Source organism: Tabrizicola sp. (genome assembly GCF_022842145.1).
In the GTDB taxonomy this organism is placed as follows: Bacteria; Pseudomonadota; Alphaproteobacteria; order Rhodobacterales; family Rhodobacteraceae; genus Tabrizicola.
In genome coordinates this window covers 382,282-398,666 of the sequence record NZ_JALHQD010000001.1, presented here as the reverse complement: position 1 = coordinate 398,666, position 16,385 = coordinate 382,282, and the positions used below count along the sequence as shown (strand labels likewise).

General features: G+C 67.2%; 20 protein-coding genes. 10 read left to right on the top strand and 10 right to left on the bottom strand.

The window, feature by feature from the left end; genetic code table 11:
- The first annotated feature begins 53 nt into the window (after positions 1-53).
- From Q0C42_RS02025 to Q0C42_RS02010, 4 genes are all read left to right on the top strand, one after another.
- On the top strand, positions 54-1,073 hold the full coding sequence (locus Q0C42_RS02025) for a zinc-ribbon domain-containing protein (RefSeq protein WP_295071219.1): 1,020 nt from the start codon (positions 54-56) through the stop codon (positions 1,071-1,073).
- Positions 1,074-1,149: 76 nt separating this feature from the next.
- Positions 1,150-2,886, top strand: coding sequence for a dihydroxy-acid dehydratase (gene ilvD, locus Q0C42_RS02020; RefSeq protein ID WP_295071217.1), 1,737 nt, complete (start codon positions 1,150-1,152; stop codon positions 2,884-2,886).
- Positions 2,887-2,892: 6 nt separating this feature from the next.
- Positions 2,893-3,666: a DUF6478 family protein gene (locus tag Q0C42_RS02015; RefSeq protein WP_295071214.1), complete on the top strand. Its 774-nt coding sequence runs from the start codon at positions 2,893-2,895 to the stop codon at positions 3,664-3,666.
- Between the two features lie 10 nt (positions 3,667-3,676).
- Positions 3,677-4,027, top strand: a complete 351-nt coding sequence (locus Q0C42_RS02010) for a hypothetical protein (protein WP_295071211.1) — start codon at positions 3,677-3,679, stop codon at positions 4,025-4,027.
- A 75-nt stretch (positions 4,028-4,102) separates the two neighbouring features.
- Here Q0C42_RS02010 and Q0C42_RS02005 read toward each other — a convergent pair whose 3' ends face one another.
- The gene (locus tag Q0C42_RS02005; RefSeq protein WP_295071208.1) at positions 4,103-4,588 is read right to left on the bottom strand and encodes a peroxiredoxin; all 486 of its coding nucleotides are present in this window, start codon (positions 4,586-4,588) and stop codon (positions 4,103-4,105) included.
- A gap of 88 nt (positions 4,589-4,676) precedes the next feature.
- Between Q0C42_RS02005 and Q0C42_RS02000 the strand changes: the two genes are divergently transcribed.
- The 3 genes from Q0C42_RS02000 to Q0C42_RS01990 are packed head-to-tail and all read left to right on the top strand — an operon-like array spanning position 4,677 to position 7,131.
- On the top strand, positions 4,677-5,879 hold the full coding sequence (locus Q0C42_RS02000) for an FAD-dependent oxidoreductase (RefSeq protein WP_295071205.1): 1,203 nt from the start codon (positions 4,677-4,679) through the stop codon (positions 5,877-5,879).
- A 38-nt stretch (positions 5,880-5,917) separates the two neighbouring features.
- The gene (rsmD, locus tag Q0C42_RS01995) at positions 5,918-6,478 is read left to right on the top strand and encodes a 16S rRNA (guanine(966)-N(2))-methyltransferase RsmD (RefSeq protein WP_295071202.1); all 561 of its coding nucleotides are present in this window, start codon (positions 5,918-5,920) and stop codon (positions 6,476-6,478) included.
- On the top strand, positions 6,475-7,131 hold the full coding sequence (locus Q0C42_RS01990) for an HAD family phosphatase (RefSeq protein WP_295071199.1): 657 nt from the start codon (positions 6,475-6,477) through the stop codon (positions 7,129-7,131). The genes rsmD and Q0C42_RS01990 overlap by 4 nt, the downstream gene beginning before the upstream one ends.
- A gap of 84 nt (positions 7,132-7,215) precedes the next feature.
- Here the strand turns inward: Q0C42_RS01990 and recR are convergent, their stop codons facing one another.
- The 4 genes from recR to Q0C42_RS01970 all read right to left on the bottom strand — a co-directional run bounded on the left by recR (position 7,216) and on the right by Q0C42_RS01970 (position 10,503).
- Complete coding sequence (recR, locus tag Q0C42_RS01985; protein ID WP_295071197.1) at positions 7,216-7,815, bottom strand: recombination mediator RecR; 600 nt, start codon at positions 7,813-7,815, stop codon at positions 7,216-7,218.
- Positions 7,815-8,159, bottom strand: a complete 345-nt coding sequence (locus tag Q0C42_RS01980; protein WP_295071194.1) for a YbaB/EbfC family nucleoid-associated protein — start codon at positions 8,157-8,159, stop codon at positions 7,815-7,817. Before Q0C42_RS01980 ends, recR begins: the two co-directional genes overlap by 1 nt.
- Positions 8,160-8,213: 54 nt before the next feature.
- Positions 8,214-8,678, bottom strand: coding sequence for an N-acetyltransferase (locus tag Q0C42_RS01975; RefSeq protein ID WP_295071191.1), 465 nt, complete (start codon positions 8,676-8,678; stop codon positions 8,214-8,216).
- A gap of 64 nt (positions 8,679-8,742) precedes the next feature.
- Positions 8,743-10,503, bottom strand: a complete 1,761-nt coding sequence (locus tag Q0C42_RS01970; RefSeq protein WP_295071189.1) for a DNA polymerase III subunit gamma/tau — start codon at positions 10,501-10,503, stop codon at positions 8,743-8,745.
- 69 nt (positions 10,504-10,572) lie between these two features.
- On the opposite strand from Q0C42_RS01970, the gene Q0C42_RS01965 reads away from it, so the two are divergent.
- Complete coding sequence (locus tag Q0C42_RS01965; protein ID WP_295071187.1) at positions 10,573-11,064, top strand: protein-tyrosine phosphatase family protein; 492 nt, start codon at positions 10,573-10,575, stop codon at positions 11,062-11,064.
- Positions 11,065-11,070: 6 nt separating this feature from the next.
- Here Q0C42_RS01965 and Q0C42_RS01960 read toward each other — a convergent pair whose 3' ends face one another.
- Positions 11,071-11,634 carry a TetR/AcrR family transcriptional regulator gene (locus Q0C42_RS01960; protein WP_295071185.1) on the bottom strand — a complete coding sequence of 188 codons (564 nt, stop codon included), beginning with the start codon at positions 11,632-11,634 and terminating at the stop codon, positions 11,071-11,073.
- A gap of 90 nt (positions 11,635-11,724) precedes the next feature.
- Between Q0C42_RS01960 and Q0C42_RS01955 the strand changes: the two genes are divergently transcribed.
- The gene (locus Q0C42_RS01955) at positions 11,725-12,588 is read left to right on the top strand and encodes an alpha/beta hydrolase (RefSeq protein WP_295071183.1); all 864 of its coding nucleotides are present in this window, start codon (positions 11,725-11,727) and stop codon (positions 12,586-12,588) included.
- Here Q0C42_RS01955 and Q0C42_RS01950 read toward each other — a convergent pair.
- Together Q0C42_RS01950 and Q0C42_RS01945 are read right to left on the bottom strand one after the other, a co-directional pair.
- Positions 12,585-13,142 (bottom strand): DinB family protein, encoded by a 558-nt coding sequence (locus Q0C42_RS01950; RefSeq protein ID WP_295071182.1) that lies wholly within the window; start codon positions 13,140-13,142, stop codon positions 12,585-12,587. The two genes, Q0C42_RS01955 and Q0C42_RS01950, sit on opposite strands and share 4 nt — an antisense overlap.
- 184 nt (positions 13,143-13,326) lie before the next feature.
- On the bottom strand, positions 13,327-14,724 hold the full coding sequence (locus tag Q0C42_RS01945; protein ID WP_295071180.1) for an MFS transporter: 1,398 nt from the start codon (positions 14,722-14,724) through the stop codon (positions 13,327-13,329).
- A 522-nt stretch (positions 14,725-15,246) separates the two neighbouring features.
- On the opposite strand from Q0C42_RS01945, the gene cueR reads away from it, so the two are divergent.
- Entirely contained in the window at positions 15,247-15,696 is a 450-nt protein-coding gene (cueR, locus tag Q0C42_RS01940) for a Cu(I)-responsive transcriptional regulator (protein ID WP_295071178.1), read from the top strand.
- Positions 15,697-15,774: 78 nt separating this feature from the next.
- Here the strand turns inward: cueR and Q0C42_RS01935 are convergent, their stop codons facing one another.
- Both Q0C42_RS01935 and Q0C42_RS01930 read right to left on the bottom strand, forming a co-directional pair.
- Positions 15,775-16,095: a 2Fe-2S iron-sulfur cluster-binding protein gene (locus Q0C42_RS01935; protein ID WP_295071176.1), complete on the bottom strand. Its 321-nt coding sequence runs from the start codon at positions 16,093-16,095 to the stop codon at positions 15,775-15,777.
- Between the two features lie 31 nt (positions 16,096-16,126).
- Positions 16,127-16,381: a glutaredoxin gene (locus Q0C42_RS01930; RefSeq protein WP_295071174.1), complete on the bottom strand. Its 255-nt coding sequence runs from the start codon at positions 16,379-16,381 to the stop codon at positions 16,127-16,129.
- Positions 16,382-16,385 lie beyond the last annotated feature (4 nt).

Here is a 16,385-nt window from a genome sequence, read left to right as displayed (position 1 = left end):
GAATTAGCGATTACAACGTTTACGGCAGCCGGGAAAAACAGGCTTGAGGGACGATGATGCGGTTGGTTTGTCCGAACTGTGAGGCCAAGTACGAGGTCCCGGAAGATGCGATCCCGGAAACGGGGCGCGATGTGCAATGCGCGAACTGCGGGCATTCCTGGTACCAGATGCGAGCCCGCGCGGCAGCGGTCGAGGCGGCACCTGCGGTGGTTCCAGCGGTAGCGGCGGCTCCCGCTGTGGCGGAGCCGGTCGCGGTGGAGGAGGTCGAGGCTGCGGTAGAGACTGCGGTCGGGCCAGATCCGGTGCCGGAGGCTGCAGAGCCTGAGCTTGAGGCGCCCGATCCGGTGGCCGGGGGCGAGCCGGAGACGGTTCCCGACACGGTGAGCGCGCCGGTTTCGGTTGCTGATCCCGAGCCGGAGATCGCGGTGGAGCCGGTGGTGGACTTTGCGCCTACCCCTGATCCGGTGTCGGAGGACGTGGCGGAGGTTTCGCCGGTCGCCGCGCCGGCGGAGGCTGTCGAGGACACGGTGGCCGAGGAGGTCGAGGCCGCGCAAGAGGTGCCGGTTGGGGCTGCGGCTGCGGCCTATGCGGTCGACGACTCGGTTCTGGCGATCCTGCGCGAGGAGGCGGACCGGGAAGCCCGGGCCCGCCATGCCGAGGCGGCCCGCGCGATCGAAACCCAGACCGAACTTGGCATCGAGCAGGTCATGCCGGTGGCAAGCAAGGCCCCCGAAGTGGTGGCCGAGGATCCGGCCCTGGTGGCCCGCCGTGCGCGGTTGCCGGATGTCGAGGAAATCAATTCGACCCTGCGACCTTCGGAGGTCGTATCGGACGACGGTGCGCAGAACATGGAGACGATGGAGGAGGGCCGCAGCAGCTTCCGCAGCGGGTTCCTCATGGTCATGACTTTGGCGATCCTGGGTGCCGCCGTCTATGGCAGCGCGGATGCCATTGCCGACGCGGTTCCGTCGCTTGCCGGTGTGCTGAAAGGTTATGTCGGCTTCGTCGACAGTATGCGGTTGCAGCTGGATGGCCTGATGCAAAGCGCGACCGTCGCGATCAACGGGACCTGACGCCGCCAATTCGGCTTGCTCCGGATCGGGTGGGCCTTTATCCCTTGCGCCAAGCCATTTCCCGCAAGGAGACGTCATGTCCACCAACACCCGTTTCGACAAGTCGAAGCTTCCCAGCCGCCACGTGACCGAAGGTCCGGCGCGCGCCCCGCACCGCAGCTATTTCTATGCGATGGGGATCACGGAAGAAGAGATTCACCAGCCCTGGGTGGGCGTGGCGACCTGCTGGAACGAAGCGGCCCCCTGCAACATCGCGCTGAACCGTCAGGCGCAGATCGTGAAGCATGGCGTCAAGAAGGGTGGCGGCACCCCGCGTGAGTTCACGACGATCACCGTGACCGACGGGATAGCGATGGGACACGAGGGGATGCGGTCCTCGCTCGCGTCACGCGATGCCATCGCCGACACCGTGGAACTGACGATGCGCGGGCACTGCTACGACGCGATCGTGGGGCTTGCGGGCTGCGACAAATCGCTGCCGGGGATGATGATGGCGATGATCCGGCTGAACGTGCCGTCGGTCTTCATCTACGGCGGATCGATCCTGCCTGGCCGCTACAAGGGCCAGGACATCACCGTGCAGGACATGTTCGAGGCCGTGGGCAAGCACCAGGCCGGGAACCTGTCGGATGCGGAACTGGAGATCATGGAGCGGGTGGCCTGCCCGTCCAGCGGTGCCTGTGGCGCGCAGTATACTGCGAACACGATGGCCTGCGTCTCGGAGGCCATCGGCCTGGCTTTGCTGAACTCGTCCTCGGCCCCCGCGCCCTATGAGAGCCGCGACCAGTATGGCGAGGCGTCGGGCGTGGCGGTCATGAACCTGATCGAGAAGAACATCCGCGCCCGTGATATCGTGACACGGAAAGCCTTGGAGAACGCGGCGCGGGTGGTGGGCTGCACGGGCGGTTCCACCAATGCGGCGCTGCACCTGCCGGCGATGGCGCACGAGGCGGGGATCGATTTCGACCTTTTCGACGTGGCGTCCTACATGAAGGACACGCCCTATTTCGTCGACCTGCGGCCGGGCGGCAAATACGTCGCCAAGGACCTGCACGAGGTTGGCGGCGTGGCCGTGGTGATGAAGGAGCTGGCCAAGGAGGGCCTCCTTCACCTGGATTGCATGACGGCTTCGGGCAAGACCCTGGGCGAAAGCCTGGATGAAATCCGTGGCGAGGCGGATGGCCGGGTGATCTATCACATCGGCTCGCCCATCACCAAGACGGGCGGCGTCGTGGCGCTGAAGGGCAATCTTGCGCCCGATGGTGCCATCGTCAAGGTCGCGGGGATGACCGAGGCCGAGCAGGTCTTTACCGGCCCGGCACGCGTCTTCGAGTGCGAGGAAGAGGCCTTCGAAGCGGTCAAGCAGCGTGGGTACGAAGAAGGCGAAGTCATCGTCATCCGCAACGAAGGTCCCGCGGGCGGGCCGGGAATGCGCGAGATGCTGTCGACGACGGCAGCCCTGTCCGGTCAGGGCATGGGCAAGAAGGTGGCACTGATCACCGATGGCCGCTTCAGCGGTGCGACGCGGGGCTTCTGCGTCGGCCATGTCGGCCCGGAAGCAGCGCATGGTGGCCCGATTGCGCTGTTGAAGAACGGCGATATCATCACCCTCAACGCGGTCACGGGCGAGATTTCGGTTGCGGTGTCGGATGCCGAGATGGCGCAGCGCAAGACCGAATGGAAAGGCCCGCGCAAGACGGCCTATACCAGCGGCGCGATCTACAAGTTCACCAGACTTGTCGGTGGCGCGCGGTGGGGTGCCGTGACTCATCCGGGGGCGAAGGGCGAAAGCCACGTCTACATGGACCAGTAAGGGCCGATGGCCGGTCGCATCACGCAGTTTCTGGAGGGCTGGCACCAGCGCCGGACCGAAGAGCGGTGGACGCGGCTGGCCGAGGCGGCGCCGGATCTGGCAGGCTACGAGCTGCGGTCGCTGCGCGCCGAAGCGCGCGGCATGCGGCGGCAGCTGGACCGGATGCTGCAGGCGGCCGATGCTCGGCTTGCCGTGCCGGGACTTCACACCGGACTGCCACAGATGCCGCTGGGGACCGACTGGTGCCAGCGGCCCGGTCTGTGGTGTGGCGCCCTGGCCGATCCCGGAGCGGTCTGTACCGCGGACCGCACGCCGCTGGGCGATGGCGTGGCGCTTTACCACGATTGCCCGCTGGGCGAGATCGTGGTGCGGCAGGTCCGGAACGACAAGCCCGAGGACCGCGCGCCTTACGGGCTTGCCGTGGATGTCTTCGGTTTCAAGGGCAGCTTCCTGTCGCTGGCGCTGAACCTGCCCGCCGCGGCGGTCGAGGGTCTGAAGTCACGGCATCTGGTCCGGGCCGAGATGGTGGTCGACAGCGACGGCCCGGTAAAGGCCTATGCCCGGCTGAACATCAAGCATGGCCCGAACCTTGCTCAGCCGGTGAGTGCCTTGCCTGAGCAGGGTCGCGACAAGGTGGCGGAGTTCGACCTGGCCTATTCCGACCTGAACGACAAGCGGATCGAGCGGGCCTGGGTCGACCTTATCCTGAACGGGGCGGCGATGTCCCGGATCGTGATCCGCGATCTGGTGGTCAGCCGCCGGCCCAGGGCCGAGTTGTAAGGGGTGTGGGATGAAGCTGGAACCGGGCAGGATTTCGGGCGGGGTCTGGGAGGCTGAAGTCTCGGCGGCCGAGGCCCCGGTCATCGCGGCGATGCAGGGCGGTCGGGCGGTCGAGGGGGTAACGGTCGTGCCGGTGCCGGGCGCGGTGGGGCGCTTTGCGGTGCGGGTGCCGATCCCGGCCTGGGCGCTGAACGAGGGTGTGCAGACGATCCTGGTGCAGTCGGGCGGTGCCACGGTGGCGACGGTGACTCTGGTGGCCGGTGAGCCGCTGGAGGGGGACATCCGGGCGGAACTTGATCTGGTGCGCGCAGAACTGGACCTGTTGAAGCGGGCCTTCCAGCGGCACGTGCGGGAAGGGTAAACCTTGTCGTTCGACTTCGTCTTCTCCTCGGGGGCGGACCCGCGAGGAGCGACGAAGTCGACGACGAGCAGTGGCTCAGAGTTGCGCCAGCAGGTATTCGCCCGCCGAGATCTCGCATCCGGCGCCGACTTCCGGGAAGAATTTGGTGACGACGCCATCCTCGGCCAGCAGAGAATAGCGCTTGGAGCGGGCGAAGAAGCCCAGATGCGGGACGTCGAAGGTCTGGCCGATGGCCTTGGAGAAGCTGGCGTCGGCGTCGCCCAGCATGGTGATCCCGGCAGACGTGGCCCCGGTCGCCTCGCCCCAGGCTTTCATGACGAAGGGGTCGTTGACGGAGACACAGATGATCTCGTCGATGCCCTTGTCGGCGAATTTCGTCGCGGTGCGGATGAAGCTGGGGACGTGGGCCGTGGAACAGGTGCCGGTGTAGGCGCCGGGCAGGCCGAAGATCACGACCTTGCGGCCCTTGAGCTTGTCGGAAAGCTTCACCGCCTCGGCCCCGGCGTCGCCCATGTGCAGAAGCGTGGCGTCGGGGAGGCTCATACCTTCGGCAATCGTCATTTTCAGTTCCTCATGGTCGCGGCGCGTTGCACCTGTTGCGCCTTGGGTTATAGGGTCCGGCGCGGAACATGCCAGAGGGGGATGCGCGATGCGGGTGGTGATCGTCGGGGCCGGACAGGCGGGTGCAGCTTTGGCTGCGAAGCTGCGGTCCTTGGGCCACCAGGGCGAGATCGTCATGCTGGGCGACGAGCCCGCGCCGCCCTACCAGCGCCCGCCTTTGTCGAAGGCTTACCTGCTGGGCGAGATGGAGGAAGACCGGCTTTGGCTGCGGTCGCCCGAGTTCTGGGCCGAGAACGGGGTGGAGTTGCGGCTGGGGCAGGCGGTCACCGACCTGGACCCTGTGGCGAAGACGGTGACCGTGGGCGGCGAGGTGCTGGAGTATGACCATCTGGCGCTGACCACGGGGTCGACTCCCCGGCGGCTTCCGGCGGCGATCGGCGGGTCGCTTGAGGGGGTTTATACCGTCCGGACGCTGGCCGATGTCGATGCGATGCGGGGCGAGTTCCGGCCAAGCCGCAAGGTCATCATCGTCGGCGGCGGCTATATCGGGCTGGAGGCCGCGGCGGTGGCATCGAAGCTGGGGTTGGACGTGACCGTGCTGGAAATGGCGCCGCGCATCCTGCAACGCGTCGCCTCGCCCGAGACGTCGGATTATGTCCGTGCGCTGCACCAGTCGCATGGAGTGAAGGTGCTGGAGTCCACCGGGTTGAACCGGCTGATCGGCGACGATCGGGTCGAAGGCGCGCTCTTGACCGACGGGCGTCAGCTGCCGGCGGATTTCGTGATCGTGGGCGTCGGGATCACGCCGAACACCCATCTGGCCGAGAATGCCGGGTTGGCCATCGACAACGGCATTGCCACGGACGAGCTGGGTCGGACTTCGGACATGTCGGTCTGGTCGGCAGGAGATTGCGCCTCCTTCCCGTGGAAGGGCGGCCGCATCCGGCTGGAATCGGTGGGCAATGCCATCGATCAGGCCGAGGCGGTGGCGGCGAATATTCTAGGGGCCGGTGCGCCCTATGAGGCGAAGCCGTGGTTCTGGTCGGACCAGTATGACCTGAAGCTGCAGATCGCGGGGCTGAACACCGGCTATGACCACATCGTCACCCGCAAGGGCGACGGCGACGTGGCAAGCTTCTGGTACTATCGCGGTGCGGACCTTCTGGCGGTGGATGCGATGAACGACAGCCGGGCCTACATGGTGGGCAAGCGGCTGATCGAGATGGGCAAGTCTCCTGCACCCGAGGTCATCGTCTCGACCCCTGACCTGAAGGCTTTGCTCAAGGCCTGACCCTTTCCCCGGATTACAGGGGAGTTTCCGGAGACCAGATGCGGATCATTGGCGGCAACCGACGTGGCCTGAAGCTTGCCGAGGTGGGCGAGGGCGACGCGGCAGCGCATCTGCGCCCGACCTCGGACCGGGTGCGGGAGGCGATCTTCAACCTTCTGATCAACGCCCACGGCAACCCGGTCACGGGCGCGCGAGTGCTGGACCTCTTTGCAGGGACCGGCGCGCTTGGGCTTGAGGCGCTAAGCCGGGGGGCCTTGCAGGCGACCTTCGTGGACGATGGCGCAAAGGCGCTGGCGCTGATCCGCGCGAACATCGCCAAGATGCGGGCGGAGGCGGAGACCCGGGTGATCCGGCAGGATGCCCGGCGGCTGGGGCCGAACGCCGGGTCGGGGTATGGGCTGGTGTTCCTGGACCCCCCCTATGGAAAGGGGCTGGGGGAAGCGGTTTTGGCGGCGGTGCTGGCCGAGGGCTGGCTTGCGCCGGGGGCGATGGTTGTGTGGGAGGAAGGGTCGCCGCCGGTGGTGCCGGAGGGGTTCGAACAGGTCGATCAGCGGAAGTACGGGGATACAGTGGTGACGTTGCTGCGGGTGGCGGAATGACGCGCCCCGAGGCCGTGCTGTTCGACTGTGACGGGGTGGTCGTGGACAGCGAGGGGCCAACGCTGGCGCTGTTCGTCGAGGAGTTGGCAGCGCATGGGTTGCCGCTGACGCTGGAGGCCTTCGAGGCAGATTATCTGGGCCAGACGGTCGAGATGGTGGCCCGGCAGGCGACCGAGGCTGGGGCACGGTTGCCGGAAGGCTGGGTGGCGCATTTCTATGGGCGGATGAATGAGCTGCTGATCGCGGGGGTGCCTCTGGTGCCTGGTGTCGTGGCGGTGCTAGACCGGCTGGACGCGGCGGGGGTTCCCTTCGCGATGGGGTCGAACGGATCGCTGGCGAAGATGAAGATCACGCTGGGACAGCACGGACTTGAAGGACGGTTCCGGGCGGTGCTGTCGGGACAGGCGCTGGGCGCGCCGAAGCCTGCGCCGGATGTGTATCTGGCGGCGGCGGCGGCCTGCGGGGTGCGGCCCGAGGCTTGCGTGGTGATCGAGGACAGCGCGATGGGAGCGCGGGCGGCGCTGGCGGCGGGAATGCGCTGCTTTGGCTATGCGGCGCACGGGCCGGGAACGGCGACGGCACGGTCGGTGGCGGCGCTTGGGGTGCCGCTCTTTCACCGGATGGAGGAGTTGCCGGGGTTGTTGGGGCTATAGCGGACGCCTCCTCGCGCGACTTCGTCTTCTCGTCGGGACGCTTACCGCGCAGCGAGGAGTGACGAAGTCATCGACGAGCGGGGGTCAGAGCTTGCGCCTTGCCCGCAGTGCCGCGCCGATGGTGCCGTCGTCGAGGTAGTCCAACTCGCCGCCGATGGGCACCCCTTGCGCAAGGGTGGTGATCTGCGCATCGGTGCCGGAGAGGGCGTCGGCGATGTAATGCGCGGTGGTCTGGCCGTCGACGGTGGCGTTGAGCGCGAGGATCACTTCGCTGGCGCCCTCATCGGCCACGCGCGCGACGAGGCGGGGGATGCCAAGTTCATCCGGGCCGATGGCGTCGAGGGCGGAGAGGGTGCCGCCAAGGACATGGTAGCGGCCCTTGAACACCTGGCCGCGTTCCATTGCCCAGAGGTCGGCCACGTCTTCCACCACGCAGATTTCACCCGTGGCGCGGGCGGGGTTGGCGCAGATGCCGCAGACCTCGGTGGTGGAGATGTTGCCGCAGGTCCGGCATTCCTTGGCGGCGAGGGCCACCTCGGCCAGGGATTGGGCGAGGGGGGCCATGAGTTGCGCGCGCTTCTTCAGCAGGACCAGGACGGCGCGGCGGGCGGACCTTGGCCCAAGGCCGGGAAGGCGGGCCATCAGTTCGATCAGCGCCTCGATGCCGGTCTCGTCCCTGCTCATCAGAACGGCAGCTTCATTCCGGGTGGGACGCCCATCGCCTCGGCCAGGCGGGACATCTCCTGTTCGCTGCGCGCCTTGGCTTTCAGTTGCGCATCATGGATGGCGGCAAGGATCAGGTCCTCGACGACCTCTTTCTCGGACGCGACCAGAATCGAGGGGTCGATGTCGAGGCCCGTCACCTCGCCCTTTGCCGTGGCGCGGGCTTTCACGAGGCCGGCCCCGGCTTCGCCCACCACGACGATGCGGGCGAGGTCTTCCTGCATCTCGGCCAGCTTGCCCTGCATTTCCGTCGCGGCTTTCATCATCTTGGCCATGTCGCCAAGCCCGCCCAGACCTTTCAGCATGTCGTTCTCCGTCTGTTTCCTATGAGATACGGGCTGCGGGGGCGGGGTGCAAGGTCAGGGCGTCGCGTGAAAGAGCATTCGGCGCGGGGTAAAGCCGTTGGCGCGGAAGAAGGCTTGGGCGTCGGTGTTGGCGTCCCAGGTGTCCAGCATGATTTCGTCGGCCTGCAGGTCGCGGGCGAGGTGCCGGGCGGCCTGCAGGAGCGCGCGGCCCTGGCCCTGGCGGCGGGCGTCGGGGGCGACGGCGATGTGGTCGATCATCAGGCGGCGGTAGCCGGGGGAGAAGATCGACGGCTCGCGGGTGTGAAGCTGGCAGAGGGCGTAAGCCGTGGCGGGGTCGCCGGTCAGGAAGGCGGTGCAGGCGGGGTCTGACAGGCGTTCGGCGAAGTACGCGGTCAGGGCCTGGGGGTCGGGGTCGGGGAAGAACGCCTCGGGGTAGTGGGCGGCGTGCCAGGATTGGACGTGGGTATTCAGGCGGGCCAGTGTTGCGGCGTCGTCGTGGGTGGCACGGCGGGGGGTCATTGCCGGAGCACCGATTTCCCTTCGGAAAGCGGTCTGGAAATCAGAGGATTTCCGGGGGCGTGCGTCATTCCTCGAACGGGTCCCAGTCTTCGTCAAGCTCGGGGTCGGCCTGGGGCAGGGCGGCTTCGGCGGCCTGGGCGGTGATCGCCTCGGGCGAGCGAACCTCGGTGATCTTCGCGCCGGGGAAGGCAGTGAGGATGGCCTGGACGAGAGGGTTCTGGGCGGCTTCGGCGCGGACTTGCTGAAGCTCGGCGTTGCGGGATTCGGCGATGGTGGAGGCACCGCCGGAGGAGACGACCGAGACGCCCCAGCGCGCGCCGGTCCAGCCTTGCAGGCGCTGGCCAAGGCGCGAGGCGAGGTCGGGTTTCGCACCGGGGGCGGGTTCGAATTCGATCCGGCCGGGGGCGTAGCGGGCGAGGCGGAGGCCGGTCTCGACCTCGTTCAGGAGAAGCATGTCGCGCTTCTGGCGGATCAGTTCGACCACCTGGTCGAAAGTGGCGTAAACCTGAAGCTGCTCTTCGGCGAAGGCCGGGGCGGTGGCGGTCATCGTCGGGCCCCGGGTCGGGGCGGAGTGGACGGGGGCCATGCGGGGGGAGTGGACGGTGGAGCCGCCAGCAGGGGCTCCGCCCTGTAGGCCGCCACCTCCGCCGCCGGTGGGCGGGCGGGGCTGGTCGGAGAGCTTTCTTACCAGCGTTTCGGGGTCGGGCAGGTCGGCGACATGGGTCAGGCGGATCACGGCCATCTCGGCGGCCATCATGGCGTTGGGGGCCAACGCCACCTCTTCGATGGCTTTGAGCAGCATCTGCCACATCCGGGTCAGCGCCCGCATCGGTAGGCGGGCGGCCATGTCCTGACCGCGCGACTGTTCGTCGGGCGGCGTGGTCGGGTCATCGGCCGCGGCCGGGTTGATCTTGATGACCGAGATCCAGTGCGTGATCTCGGCCAGGTCGCGCAGGACGGCCATCGGGTCGGCGCCGTCGGCGTATTGGCCGCTGAGTTCCGAGAGCGCGGTGGCGGCGTCGCCCTTCATGATCAGGTCAAAAAGATCCAGCGTGCGGCCCCGGTCGGCGAGACCCAGCATGGCGCGGACCTGTTCGCCCGACGTCTCGCCTGCGCCGTGGGCAATGGCCTGGTCCATCAGGCTCATCGCGTCGCGGACGGAACCTTCCGCGGCGCGGGTGATGAGGGCAAAGGCGTCCTGCGCCAGTTTAGCGCCTTCGAGATCGGCCACCTTGGACAGGTGCACCATCATGACTTCGGGTTCGATCCGCTTCAGGTCGAAGCGCTGGCAGCGCGACAGCACCGTCACCGGGACCTTGCGGATTTCGGTGGTGGCGAAGATGAATTTGACGTGGGCCGGGGGTTCCTCGAGCGTCTTCAGAAGCGCGTTGAAGGCAGCGGTCGACAGCATGTGCACTTCGTCGATGATGTAGACCTTGAAGCGCGCGGAGGCGGCCCGGTAGTGGACCGAGTCGATGATCTCGCGGATGTCGCCGACCCCGGTGCGGGAGGCCGCGTCCATCTCCATCACGTCGACGTGGCGGCCTTCGGCGATGGCGATGCAGGGTTCACAGGCGCCGCAGGGTTCCGTGGTCGGGCCGCCTTTTCCGTCGGGGCCGATGCAGTTCAGGCCCTTGGCGATGATCCGCGCCGTGGTGGTCTTGCCGACCCCGCGAACGCCGGTCATCACGAAGGCATGGGCGATCCGGTCCGCCGCGAAGGCGTTCTTCAGGGTGCGCACCATCGCCTCTTGCCCGATGAGGTCGGCAAAGGTCTGCGGGCGGTACTTGCGGGCAAGGACCTGATAGGCTTTCTCGTCGGACATGGGACCCTCGTGACTCACGGGGGAGATTAGGGCGCGGGGGGCGGAAGGTCCACCGGGAAGGGAGCGCGCGTGGCATTGGTGATCGCAGAGCTGAAGGTGGGCGGCGGCGTGCTGGGGATCGGGCCGATGCCCGGGCGCGGCGGGGCCTACGATGCCGACCTGGCGGACCTGCTAGCTTGGGGGCCGGGACTGGCCCTGACGATGACGACGGCCGAGGAACTGGCTTCCAAGGGGGCGGACCGGATGCCGCGCGACCTTGGGGCGGCGGGGGTGGATTGGCTGCATCTGCCGATCAGCGACTACGGCGCCCCAACCGGCGAGACGCTTGCCGCCTGGCCGGACGCTTCGGCCCGCGCGCGCGATGTCCTGGCGGGGGGTGGCCGGGTCTGGGTGCATTGCAAGGGCGGCTGCGGGCGGTCGGGCACGGCGGCGCTGCGGCTGATGGTCGAGGCGGGAGAGGAGCCATCGGCTGCGCTGGAGCGGTTGCGGGCCGGGCGGCCCTGTGCGGTCGAGACGCCGGAGCAGTTTCAGTGGGCCGCCGCGGGTGCTGGTGCGCTGTAGCGCACCCTATGATTTGGCGCCGTAAAGCCGGTTCGGGAGGTTGCGCAACACGTCCGACTTGCGGCGGGTGCGGGCGAGGGTCCAGCTGCCCTGGAAGCCGATGATGAAGGTCTCGGCGGCGTCGTGGGCGGCTTCGGCGGTCATACCAAGTGCCTGACCATGGCGGGCTGCGGCGGCGATGATGCGGTCGAAGGATTGCTCGGCCTGGGTGCGGAAGCGGTCGTGGTCTGGGCCTTCGAACAAGAGGCCGAAGATCGGGCAGGCGTCGGCGCTTTCCAGGATGTCGAAAAGCTTGGCCATCTTGTAGCAGAAGGTCGTGATGCCGTGCCGCCAGTCGGGCGCGGCGCGGAAGCTGTCGTCGATCACGCGGATGATCTCGGAGGCGGTCCAGTCGGCGGCGGCGCAGGCCAGGTCGGCCTTGCCTTCCGGGAAGTGGTGGTAAAGCGAACCTTTGGGAACCCCGGCCTCGGTCAGGATCTCGGTCAGGCCGGTGCCGTCATAGCCGCGCTGGCGGAAAAGGCGCGTGGCGGCCTGAACGAGGCGGTCGCGGGTGGAGGGTTCTTCGGTCATCGGGTCAACATAGTGGGTCGGGCGGGAAAACACTAGACCGATCGGTCCAGTCGTGCTACTAGACCAATCGGTCTAATGGCGAGGCTTGCGATGCTGGATGCGACAATCCCGGTGGGAAGTGGTGAGGACCTGGATATCCGCAGCGACGGCGCTGTGCTGCGTGGACGGATTGTGCGGCCCAAGGGCGCGCCGCGCGCGGCGCTGGTGGTGCATGGGGCGACGGGGGCACCGGCGGGGTTCTACCGGGGCTTTGCGGAATGGGCGGCGCGGGAGCGGGATCTGGCGGTGCTGACCTATGACTACCGGGATTTCGGGGCGTCCTTGCGGCGGCCGATGCGGGGGTCGAAGGCGACTCTGGCGGACTGGGGGCGGTTGGATCAGGGGGCCGCACTGGCGACGCTGGTGCGGATGTTTCCCGAGACACCCTTGTGGGTGCTGGGGCATTCTGTGGGCGGCCTCTGGATGGGCTGGCATGAGGCGATGGGGCGGGTCAGCCGGGCGATCACCATTGGTTCCGGGCTGACGCATGTGTCTGACCACCCGTGGCGCTATCAGTGGAAGGCGCGGGTGTTCTGGTCGCCGCCGGTCCGGGCGCTGGCGGCGACGGCGGGGTATCTGCCGGGCAAGCTGGTGGGGTTGGGCGCGGACTTGCCGCGCGGGGTTTACGAGGATTGGCGGCGCTGGTGCATGACCCGGGGCTGGCATCTGTCGGATGTGGGGCGGACCTTGCCGCTGCCCGATCCGGCACGGGTGACGGCGCGGCTGCGGATGATCGCGGTTTCGGACGACGATCTTGTGCCACCCGCTGCCGTGTGGCGGGCGCGGGCGTTGTATCCTGAAGCGGTGAAGGAGCAGAAGGTGCTGAGGCCTGCGGACTTCGGACTACAAGGCATCGGTCACATCCCGCCCTTCACCCGGCGCAACGCGGTCTTGTGGCCTGCGATTCTGGACTAGCGCATCAGGCCTGCTTCGGACCAGCCAAGCAGGGCCATGTCTTCGGCGCGGGCGGCGTGATCGTCGCCCACGATGAACTCGTCCAGCTGAGGTGGCTTGGTCGGGGTGGCCGAGAGCATCCCGTGGACCTGGCCGCGGTGGTGGGTCTGGTGCTGGAAGAGGTGGGACAGCACGTCGTCGCGCCGGTCGTGCTGGACCCTTGCGCCACGGTCGATGGTGATGACCTGGGCCAGCGTCCCGGGCGACTGGTCTTCGACATGGGCCAGGAGGGCAAGGTCGCACTCGGCCTGCCAGGCCGCAAGGGTGGCAAGGTCGGGGCAGAAGGTGGCCTCGTCCAGCGCGGCGCGGTCCAGGGGCCGGCCCATGAGCGCCCCAAGGTAGAAGCGATCGACCATCAGGACATGGTTCAGGGTCTTCTGGATCGAGCCGAAGAAGGCCGGGCGCGGTGCGGTCACCTCGGTTAGGTCCAGCGTTGCGCAGGCCCGGTGGAGGCGGGCATTGGCCAGACGGTTGGCCTGGGCAAGCTTGCGGAAGGTGCGGAGGAGGTCTGACATTGCGGCCCTTTGAACGGACGGGGAGGCCCGGCTTTTGAAGCAGAGTGATCCAGACCCACGGGATGCACAAGACGCTGAACCGGAGCTTCGGCCAGCCAACGGGCATCCCGTGTGTCGCCGTCCCGGTCGCGGCTGTTCGGATTGAACCCCCGTGCCCCGCGGTTGGGGACACGGGGGTCCTGCATCAGCCCACCGGCACGTCGGCGGCTGCCGCGCCGCTGCGCACGAGGACCAGAGAGGCCAGAGCGGCCAGCGCGGCGACCACGGCGGCACCGAGGAAGGCCGTCTGGTAACCTGCCAGCATCGCCTCGGGTTCGCCTTGCATCGAAGCGGCGAGCGAAACCATCACCGCAAGGCCAAGGGCCGAGCCGACCTGGTAGGTCGTGTTGATGAGGCCCGAGGCGAGACCGGTGTCCTGCGGCGCGGCTCCGCCCATGCCGGTCATGGTGACCGGGATATAGGCCAGCGACATGCCGATGGCCGCCAGGATCGACGCCGGAAGCACGTTGGCAGCAAAGGTCCCGTCCGCGGGCAGGCCGGCGAAGAACGCCAGCGACACGGCCAAGGCCAGAAGGCCGGTGACCATCACGGGCTTGATGCCGAAGCGGCCGATCAGCGGGCCGGTCACGCGCACCATCATCAGCATGATGACCAGCGTCATCGGCAAGAGCGCGAGGCCAGAGCCGAAGGCCGAGAGGTCGAGGATCGTCTGCAGGTAGAGATTCAGGAAGAACCACAGCGGAATCCAGGCCGCACCAAGAAGTGCCATCACCAGATTGCCTGCGGCAAGGCCGGGCGCACGGAAGATGCGCAGCGGCAGAAGCGGGCTTCTGGACGCGCCTTGCAGGATCAGGAACAGCACCAGCATTCCGATTGCCAGCCCCAGCAGTCCCAGGGTCTGGGGCACCAGCCAGCCGACATGTTCACCCGTCACGATGGCATAGACGGCAGCAACGATTGCCCCGGTGACGAGGGCCGAGTCGATCACGCCGATCTTGCCCTGCGTACCGGGGATGGCGCGCAGGATCGACGGAACGGCGGCCAGGACCGCAAGACCGAGCGGCAGGTTGATCAGGAAGGTCCAGGACCAGCTCATCCATTCGGTGATGACACCGCCGAGGAAGACGCCCGCGGTGCCGCCGGCGGCTGCCGAAGCGCCCCAGAAGCCGAAGGCCTTGCCCAGTTCGGCGGGTTGCCCGCCGAAGAGACGCATCAGGATGGTCAGTGCCGCCGGGGCGATCAAGGCCGCGCCGACGCCCTGCAGGGCGCGTCCGGTCAGCAGGACCGCCTGGTTGTCGGCCAGTCCGGCAAGTGCCGAGGCGGCGGTCAGGATCGCGAAGCCCCACAGGAAGATGCGGCGTGCGCCGAAGACGTCGGCCAGTTTGCCACCAAGGAGCAGCAGGCCGCCGAAGGCGATGACATAGGCGTTGAAGATCCAGCTCAGGCCTTCGTCGGTGAAGCCGAGGTCGGCCTGGATCGCGGGCAGGGCCACGCCGATGATCGAAGTGTCGAGGATGACGATGAACTGCGCGGCGCACAGCAGCGCCAGCGCTTTCCACCTCTTGGGGTCTGGAAGTGACATGGGAGGACGTCCTTTTTCTAGGGTTCCCGCAGTGATTCGTGCGGATACCCTGCTTCCTCCGGCCTCCCATGATGTCAGGGTCAACGCACCTCCCAGCGTGGCAGGGTGCGATTTCGGCGGTCTGTTCTGTGGACGATCAATCCCGGTTGACCCTCCCACTTTGGGAGGCTGCAAAAGGCGATTCGTTGCCATGTCAGCCGTTAAGGAGGCCTCAGATGACACAGACATTGGACAGACCTGCGCAGGGGTCCCTTCTGGGACATTTCCTGCAAATGCTTAGAAGCGCCACGCTGGAACGGATGGTGCTGCCGGACTTGGATGGCGAGGAAATCGACGAGTGCATCTTGCTTGAGTCGCACCTTGTCCGGATACCTCCGGCCCTTTTCGCTGCGCAGAAACCGCCGTTCTTGTGATGAATGAGGACGGGAACCAAAGCCCTGCATTCGGTCTTGACCCTCCCATGACGGGAGGGTGCAGAAGGGAAGCATAGCCCCCCGCGCCTTAGATGAAGGGAACCAGATCATGAATATCGGTGACGCCTCGAAAGCGACCGGCATCTCGGTAAAGATGCTGCGCTATTATGAAGAAATCGGCCTTGTCCGTCCGGCCCTGCGCGCCAATTCGGGGTACCGGGTCTATTCCGACAAGAACATCTCCACGTTGCGCTTCGTGCGCCGGGCCCGCGACCTTGGCTTCCAGGTCAAGCAGATCGCCTCGCTTCTGGACCTTTGGCAGAACGGCAGCCGTGCCAGCGCCGACGTCAAGTCGCTGGCGACTGCGCATGTGCAGGAGCTGGAACAGCGCCGGCGCGAACTGGACGAGATGATCGCCACGCTGGAACATCTTGCACATCATTGCCACGGCGATCATCGCCCGGACTGCCCAATCCTGCAAAACCTTGGCGAAGAGGATGCGCCGCCCCGGAAGCCGGTCCGCAAGAGCGGAGCGCGCCCGACCTTTGCCGTCGTCTGATTGACACTCGACTTTCCATTGCGCGCCGGAGGTCAGGAGACCCCCGGCGCCTGCTTGCTTTCGCAAGTGGGTCTCAGGTCAGGTTCTGGCCAGATCTTCGGCCTGACTGCGCCCAAGTGTCCGGGCTTCCCCGAGCCACGCCACCTTCGCGTCGGTGACTGGCACCGCGCGGCAGGCGAGTATCAGTCCGGCCTCGCGTTCCTCGGCGGTGAGGGCGAAGCGCGTGTGGTCCAGGTGATCGACTTGGCCGCCCAAGAGGCGTGACTTGCATCTCCCGCAGCGACCGGACTTGCAGCCGTGCGGGTAGTCGATCCCGGCGTCCAGCGCCGCCGACAGGATGGTCTGTCCATCCGGGACGGCGATGGTCCGGCCAATGTCGAGAAGGGTAACGTCAGGCATTTTGAGTACTCCGATGTTGAGGCGGAAGGCTTCAGAGCGGCCCAAACCCGGTGACTTTCAGCCGGGCTTCGATCCTGGGTTTCTGGTCCTCGAAGGAGCCGTAGGTGAACCAGTCGCCGATCTGGGTGATGGGCGCGACGCGGACGCCGAAGCGGCGCTTGGCCTCGTCCATGACGGCCTCGTCGGTGAGGTCGCGCTCGGTGAATGGGACGCCAATCCGGCTGAGCCAAGCCTTGAGGCTGCGGCAATCGGGGCAGGTGGGGGTGGAATAGACGGTAACGGACATGGGA

What these genes read in the sequence shown, in the direction of transcription:
- Q0C42_RS02025 (WP_295071219.1), top strand. Translation starts at nt 54, where the DNA reads ATGATGCGGTTGGTTTGTCCGAACTGTGAGGCCAAGTACGAGGTCCCG.
- ilvD (WP_295071217.1), top strand. Translation starts at nt 1,150, where the DNA reads ATGTCCACCAACACCCGTTTCGACAAGTCGAAGCTTCCCAGCCGCCAC.
- Q0C42_RS02015 (WP_295071214.1), top strand. Translation starts at nt 2,893, where the DNA reads ATGGCCGGTCGCATCACGCAGTTTCTGGAGGGCTGGCACCAGCGCCGG.
- Q0C42_RS02010 (WP_295071211.1), top strand. Translation starts at nt 3,677, where the DNA reads ATGAAGCTGGAACCGGGCAGGATTTCGGGCGGGGTCTGGGAGGCTGAA.
- Q0C42_RS02005 (WP_295071208.1), bottom strand. Translation starts at nt 4,588, where the DNA reads ATGACGATTGCCGAAGGTATGAGCCTCCCCGACGCCACGCTTCTGCAC.
- Q0C42_RS02000 (WP_295071205.1), top strand. Translation starts at nt 4,677, where the DNA reads ATGCGGGTGGTGATCGTCGGGGCCGGACAGGCGGGTGCAGCTTTGGCT.
- rsmD (WP_295071202.1), top strand. Translation starts at nt 5,918, where the DNA reads ATGCGGATCATTGGCGGCAACCGACGTGGCCTGAAGCTTGCCGAGGTG.
- Q0C42_RS01990 (WP_295071199.1), top strand. Translation starts at nt 6,475, where the DNA reads ATGACGCGCCCCGAGGCCGTGCTGTTCGACTGTGACGGGGTGGTCGTG.
- recR (WP_295071197.1), bottom strand. Translation starts at nt 7,815, where the DNA reads ATGAGCAGGGACGAGACCGGCATCGAGGCGCTGATCGAACTGATGGCC.
- Q0C42_RS01980 (WP_295071194.1), bottom strand. Translation starts at nt 8,159, where the DNA reads ATGCTGAAAGGTCTGGGCGGGCTTGGCGACATGGCCAAGATGATGAAA.
- Q0C42_RS01975 (WP_295071191.1), bottom strand. Translation starts at nt 8,678, where the DNA reads ATGACCCCCCGCCGTGCCACCCACGACGACGCCGCAACACTGGCCCGC.
- Q0C42_RS01970 (WP_295071189.1), bottom strand. Translation starts at nt 10,503, where the DNA reads ATGTCCGACGAGAAAGCCTATCAGGTCCTTGCCCGCAAGTACCGCCCG.
- Q0C42_RS01960 (WP_295071185.1), bottom strand. Translation starts at nt 11,634, where the DNA reads ATGACCGAAGAACCCTCCACCCGCGACCGCCTCGTTCAGGCCGCCACG.
- Q0C42_RS01955 (WP_295071183.1), top strand. Translation starts at nt 11,725, where the DNA reads ATGCTGGATGCGACAATCCCGGTGGGAAGTGGTGAGGACCTGGATATC.
- Q0C42_RS01950 (WP_295071182.1), bottom strand. Translation starts at nt 13,142, where the DNA reads ATGTCAGACCTCCTCCGCACCTTCCGCAAGCTTGCCCAGGCCAACCGT.
- Q0C42_RS01945 (WP_295071180.1), bottom strand. Translation starts at nt 14,724, where the DNA reads ATGTCACTTCCAGACCCCAAGAGGTGGAAAGCGCTGGCGCTGCTGTGC.
- cueR (WP_295071178.1), top strand. Translation starts at nt 15,247, where the DNA reads ATGAATATCGGTGACGCCTCGAAAGCGACCGGCATCTCGGTAAAGATG.
- Q0C42_RS01935 (WP_295071176.1), bottom strand. Translation starts at nt 16,095, where the DNA reads ATGCCTGACGTTACCCTTCTCGACATTGGCCGGACCATCGCCGTCCCG.
- Q0C42_RS01930 (WP_295071174.1), bottom strand. Translation starts at nt 16,381, where the DNA reads ATGTCCGTTACCGTCTATTCCACCCCCACCTGCCCCGATTGCCGCAGC.